This window comes from Microbacterium sp. B24 (assembly GCF_000333415.1).
In the GTDB taxonomy this organism is placed as follows: domain Bacteria; phylum Actinomycetota; class Actinomycetes; order Actinomycetales; family Microbacteriaceae; genus Microbacterium.
Genome location: NZ_BADB01000157.1, coordinates 1 through 5,885, shown reverse-complemented (window position 1 = coordinate 5,885; position 5,885 = coordinate 1). Strand labels below are relative to the sequence as shown.

Below are 5,885 nucleotides of genomic sequence, written 5' to 3'. Positions count from 1 at the left end.
GGATCGATCTGGCCCCGCACCTTCCGGTCGAAGAGCCCGTCTTCCTCGCCTTCCTGTGCTATCTGGCGCTCGTGGTGCATGCTGCGGCGATCCGCGCGCTGACGGCACGGGCCCGGCGAGTGCGGAGGATGCCGTGACGTATCCCCTGATCGTCGCGCCGTTCGCCCTCGTCGGGGCGGTCGCCTTCGCCGCGACGGCTCGCCGTCCAGGGCTCGGCATGCGACTGACGGCGAGCGTGATCACCGCTGTGGTTCTGGTCGTGCTCACCGTGATCTTCGACAACGCGATGATCGCCGCCGGCCTGTTCACCTATCCCGACGCGCTCATCAGCGGCATCCGTGTGGGCCTGGCTCCCATCGAGGATCTGTCCTATCCGATCGTGGCCGCCTTCGCCGTCCCCGCGGTCGCCGAGCTCCTCCGCCCGCCTCGACGCGACCCTTCCTCCCCGACCGATACCGAGACGGATTCCGCACGATGACCGCGACCGCCACCGCCCGCCAGCTCCTCCTCTCGTCTCGACCCGTCAGCTGGATCAACACGGCCTACCCCTTCGCGGCGGCCACGGTCCTCACGACCGGAAGGATCGATGCGACCCTCATCGTCGGCACCGTCTTCTTCCTGATCCCCTACAACCTGGCGATGTACGGGATCAACGATGTCTTCGACTACGAGTCCGATCTGCGCAACCCCCGCAAGGGTGGCGCCCACGGCGCCGTGCTCGAGCGTCGCCTGCACGCCACCACGCTCTGGGCGGCCGCTCTGTCGTGCCTGCCGTTCGTCGTCTATCTCGTGCTGGTCGGCACACCCATCTCCTGGCTGGTGCTCGCGATCAGCCTCTTCTTCGTCGTCTTCTACTCCGCGCCGCCGCTTCGTCTGAAAGAACGTCCCGTCGCGGACTCGGTGACCAGCAGCATCCACTTCTTCTCCCCCGCCGTGTACGGGTTGGTGCTGGCCGGCGCGACGTGGACGTGGCAGCTGAGCGCCGTGATCGTCGCCTTCGCCCTCTGGGGCATCGCCTCGCACGCTTTCGGGGCCGTGCAGGACGTCGTGGCGGATCGAGAGGCCGACATCTCGTCCATCGCGACGGTCTTCGGTGCCCGCACCACCGTCCGCCTCGCCATCGCCGGGTATGCGGCGGCCGGCGTCGCGATGTTCGGCACCGCGTGGCCGGGACCGCTCGCGGCTCTCCTCGCGCTGCCCTACATCGTCACCGTCTGGCCGTACCGCAACGTCGCGGACCAGGATGCCGAGCGTGCCACCCGCGGGTGGGATCGCTTCCTGTGGCTCAACCAGTTCACCGGATTCGCGGTCACGCTGCTTCTCATCTGGTACGCGCTCAGCCGCTGACCCCTCCGCGAGGATCCTCGCGCCCATGCACACGGGCCGGAGGCGTCACCGCTTCCGGCCCGTGGATCATGCGCGTCCGGGTCTCAGCCCTGACCCTCCAGCTGGATGAGCTTCTGCAGCGCCGCCGTCAGCCGCGCGTCGGCTTCGCCGTACTTGGCCCAATCGCCCTGCGTCAGGGCGCTCTGCCGGTCCATCATCGCCTGCTGGGCGTCCTTGAGTGCCGCCTGGAACTCGACGCTCGTCCCGGTGCCGCCGCCGGTCGCACCCGAGCCGGAGCCCGAGCCGTCGGTCGGAGCCGGGCTCGGTGTCGCCGACGGGGTGACGTCGCCGTCGCCGGCACTCGCGCCCGAGTCGCCGCCGAACAGCTTGTCGAGCGCATCCTGAAGCGTGCTCTCGAAGGCCACCTGGTTGCCGAAGGCGACCAGCACCTTCTGCAGGGTCGGGAGCTTCGTCGACCCGGAGGACTGCACGAACACCGGCTGGACGTACAGCAGTCCTCCACCGACCGGCAGCGTGAGGAGGTTGCCGTTGATGACCTCCGACTGCCCCTGTTTCAGGATGTTGATGAACGCCGACACGCTCGGATCGGCATCGAACGTGTTCTGCACCTGTCCGGGTCCGGGGACGGGTGTCTCGGCGTTGATCTCCAGCATGCGCAGCTTGCCGTAGTTCGGGTCCTTGACACCCGCCGTGGCTCCGGCATCCGAGTCCACCGACAGGTATCCCATCAACACGTTGCGCGTGTCGTCACCGCCCGGGATGAACGTCGTGAACATGGAGTAGCTCGCGGCATCCTGCCCCGGCATCTTCATCGTCAGGTAGTACGGCGGCTGGAGCACCGGGTTCTTCTGCGTGGGATCGTTCGGGGTCTTCCAGGCGTTGTCGCGCTGGTAGAACGAGCCCGCGTCGTCGACGTGGTAGGTGCCCAGCATCGCGCGCTGCACCTTGAACAGGTCCGTCGGGTAGCGCACGTGGCTCATGAGGTCGGCGCTCATGTCCGACAGCGGCTTGACCGTCGAGGGGTAGATCTTCTGCCACGCCTTCAGCAGCGGATCGGTGTCGTCCCACGCGTACAGGGTCACCTTGCCGTCATACGCATCGACGGTGGCCTTGACGGAGTTGCGAATGTAGTTGACGTCGTCGAGGGCCACCCGCGGCGTGGTGTTCGTCGTATCGCTGATCGCATCGCGAAGGCTCACGATCGACGAGTACGGGTAGTTGGCACTCAGCGTGTAGCCGTCGACGATCCAGACGATGCGTCCGTCGACGACCGACGGGTACGGGTCGTTGTCGAGCTCCAGGTACGGCGCGACCTTGTTCACGCGGTCGATCGGATCGCGATCGTAGAGGATCTGCGAGTCCGCGTTGATGCCGTCGGAGAGCAGGATGTCGGTCGACTGGAACTTCAACGAGTAGATCAGGCGGTTGAACGGGTTGCCCACGTTCGGCCCGCCGTTGCCCTGGAACGTCGTCTTCGTCTGGGCGGCATCGCCCGTGCCCCGCGGATAGTCCAGCTCGATGTCGGGCGTGCCCTCCGGCGCACCCACGATCGAGTAGGGCGGGGAGTTCTCGCCGAAGTAGATGCGCGGCTCGTACTTCTCGCTCGTGGTGAGCGCGCCGGTGGTCGGGATGCCGCGCTCGATGAAGACGGGGTTGCCGTCGGCGGTGCGCTCATTGCCCTTCGCCGCGACCATGCCGTAACCGTGGGTGTAGACGAGCGTCGAGTTATACCAGGAGGCGGCCTGTCCGAGCTGGGCCATGTTCAACTCGCGCACCGAGACGACGGTGTCCTGCGACTTGCCGTCGATCTGATAGCGGTCGACGTCGAGCGGGTTGGTGAACTGGTAGTACGCGCGGTACTGCTCGATCTGGCGCACCGTGGGCGAGATGATGGCGGGGTCCATGATGCGGATCGACGCCGTCGTCTGGGCGTCGGAGCGCAGCTGGCCGGGGGCGACGTTCGTGACCGCCTGGAAGTCGCTCTTGGTCAGGCCGTCGATGCCGTACGCCTTCTTCGTGGCGTCGATGTTGCGCTGGTAGTACGGGCTCTCCAGGGTCTCCTGGTTGGGACGCACCTGCAGGTTGGTCACGACCCACGGATACGCAACGCCGACGACCAGCGCCGAAACGACGAGAAGGCCCACACCGATCAGCGGGAACCGCCACCGGCCGATGATCGCCGTCACGAAGAAGAGAACGGCGACGATCGCGGCCGCGATGGCGATGATCGTGAGGCCGGGGATGACCGCGTGGTCGTCGACGTAGCTGGCGCCGGTGATGCGATCGCTCTGCTGCGTCAGCGTCTTGTAGCGGTCGAGCCAGATGCTCACGCCCTGCACGAGCAGGTAGAGGCCGGCGAGGACGGCGAGCTGGATGCGCGCGGCCTTCGAGATGCGCAGCTCGCGCTGCCCGATGCGCACCGACCCGTACAGATACGCCACGAGCGCCGACAGCAGCAGCGAGACGAGCAGCACAGCCGAGGCGAACCCGAGGACCGAACTGAAGAACGGCAGCGAGAACATGTAGAAGCCGGTGTCCATCTGGAACTGCGGGTCCAGGTCGCCGGTATCGACGCGATTGAACCACAGCCAGACCGTCTCCCACTGCGCCGAGGCGGCGAAGCCCGCGAAGAACCCGAAGAACACCGGGATGCCCCACATCGCCAACCGACGAAGCGGCTCCACGACCTCCTGGTAGTGATCGAGCTGAGACGTCAGCCGGGCATAGACCGGACGCAGTCGGTAGGCGAGCTGGATCGCGATGAACACGGGCACGGCCATCGCCAGGAAGCCGACGACGAACATGATCACGCGCGCCGTCCACTGCGTCCACAGCACGCTCGAGAACCCGAGTTGGTCGTACCAGAGCCAGTCGGCGTAGAGGCTCGCGAAGATGAAGAAGCCGACGACGACGACCGCGATGACCGCGAGCGTGATGGCGATCGCGCGACGGACGGGGTTCGGCGTGGCCTGGTTCGGCGCTGAGGTCGTGGTCACACCACCATCCTAGGTGGGGTGATTCTGGAGGGATGCCGAGCAACCTTCCAGGATGCCGTGAGGTCAGCGGCAGGTCGGAAGCGCGTCGAGGTCACCCTTGTCGCGGATCGTCGCCAGCACCTGCAACGAGTCCTTCAGGGTCGCGACGGAGAACACCCGGAGACCGGATGGGACGTGTCCGACCACCTCGTCGCAGTTGTCCTTGGGGGCGAGGAAGTAGGTCGCTCCGGCACCCACCGCCCCGTACATCTTCTGGCGGATCCCACCGATGGGCCCAACGGTGCCGGCGGCATCGATCGTGCCGGTTCCGGCGACCTGCTCGCCGCCGTTGAGGTTCCCGTCGCTGAGCGTGTCGATGATGCCCAGGGCGAACATCATGCCGGCGCTGGGCCCGCCGACGTTGTTCAGCTGCAGGGTGACGTCGACCGGGAAGTCGTAGTCGTGCATGGTCGAGATTCCCACGAGCCACGTGCTCTTGCCGTCCACGGTGGCCTGCTTCGGGGTCACCTCGACGTTCTCGCTGGCCCCGGAGCGGTCGATCGTGAGCCGAACGGGAGCGCCCGCGCCGGCGTTGATGATGGTGCGCAGCTGATCGGTCTCGGTGATCGCCTGACCGTTCGCGCTGCGGATGATGTCGCCCTTCTGGAGGATGCCCTGCGCCGCCGAGTCGTCGGTGAGCGCGTAGACCTCGACCATCGGCTTGACGTCGTAGCCGAGCTGCGTGAGAGCGGCAGCCGTCGCCTCCTTCTGAGAGTCGACCATCATCACCGCGCTCTCCTGGTTGCGTTGCTCGGTCGTCTGACCCTGCGGGAACACGTCGTCCAAGGGGAGCACCGCCTTCGCCGGGTCGAACCAGGCGAGAGCGAGCTCGAACCACGACGGCGTCCGTTCGCGATTGCCGACGACCTGCACCGTCAGCAGGTCCAGTGCACCGGAGGTCGGGTAGGTCGGGGCGCCCTTCACGGTGATCAGCGGCACGTCGGCGCCCGACGAGTCGGGGGCCGACCCCAGCGTGTTGAAGACCGGCCCCGGACGCTGAATGACGTAGTTGGTGGGCAGGAGCGTGAGGGCGAGCAGCGCCACCAAGGCGACCGCAAGAGCCCACACGCCCACGCGCAGGGGGCGAGACACCGGACGGCGGCGAGCGGGCACGACCGTCGTGCCCTCGTCGAACAGTGCCACAGCAGATCCTCCCGGCCGATCGTTCGCGATCGGCGTACACGGGACATCCTCCGTGGCGGGCCGAGGCGGCCGTGCGGGGAAGTCCAGCCATTAGCGTAGAACGCGACGATATCCGCCTGCTGAAAGGCGCCTGATATGGCTGACGAGACTCCCGACCGCCCCGAGGACGAATTCCAAGAACTGCTGCGGAACCTGCTCGGCGGTGGAGGTGCAGGCCTCGACCCCGAACAGCTCGAGAGCCTCTCCCGCATGGGCGTGGATCCCGCCATGCTGCAGCAGATGATGGCGCAGATGCAGCACGCTTTCGCCACCGGCAGCGACGACGGCATCGACTGGAGCGCCGCGAAGACACAAGCGCTG

At 67.0% G+C, this 5,885-nt stretch carries 4 protein-coding genes and 1 pseudogene; 3 read left to right on the top strand and 2 right to left on the bottom strand.

The genetic code is table 11. The features are described from left to right. The first annotated feature begins 133 nt into the window (after nucleotides 1-133). Together I5I_RS03760 and I5I_RS03755 are read left to right on the top strand one after the other, a co-directional pair. Nucleotides 134-478: a lycopene cyclase domain-containing protein gene (locus tag I5I_RS03760; protein WP_036316602.1), complete on the top strand. Its 345-nt coding sequence runs from the start codon at nucleotides 134-136 to the stop codon at nucleotides 476-478. Further along, nucleotides 475-1,347 carry a prenyltransferase gene (locus I5I_RS03755; RefSeq protein WP_036316600.1) on the top strand — a complete coding sequence of 291 codons (873 nt, stop codon included), beginning with the start codon at nucleotides 475-477 and terminating at the stop codon, nucleotides 1,345-1,347. Before I5I_RS03760 ends, I5I_RS03755 begins: the two co-directional genes overlap by 4 nt. 83 nt (nucleotides 1,348-1,430) lie before the next feature. On the opposite strand, the gene I5I_RS03750 is transcribed toward I5I_RS03755, so the two are convergent. Then, complete coding sequence (locus I5I_RS03750) at nucleotides 1,431-4,343, bottom strand: UPF0182 family membrane protein (RefSeq protein ID WP_036316598.1); 2,913 nt, start codon at nucleotides 4,341-4,343, stop codon at nucleotides 1,431-1,433. Between the two features lie 63 nt (nucleotides 4,344-4,406). After that, a complete protein-coding gene (locus I5I_RS03745) occupies nucleotides 4,407-5,525 on the bottom strand; it encodes a YlbL family protein (RefSeq protein WP_036316597.1) in 1,119 nt (372 codons plus the stop codon). 135 nt (nucleotides 5,526-5,660) lie between these two features. Between I5I_RS03745 and I5I_RS03740 the strand changes: the two are divergent. Then, nucleotides 5,661-5,885 (top strand): annotated as a pseudogene (locus I5I_RS03740) (zinc-dependent metalloprotease); the annotation flags it as partial.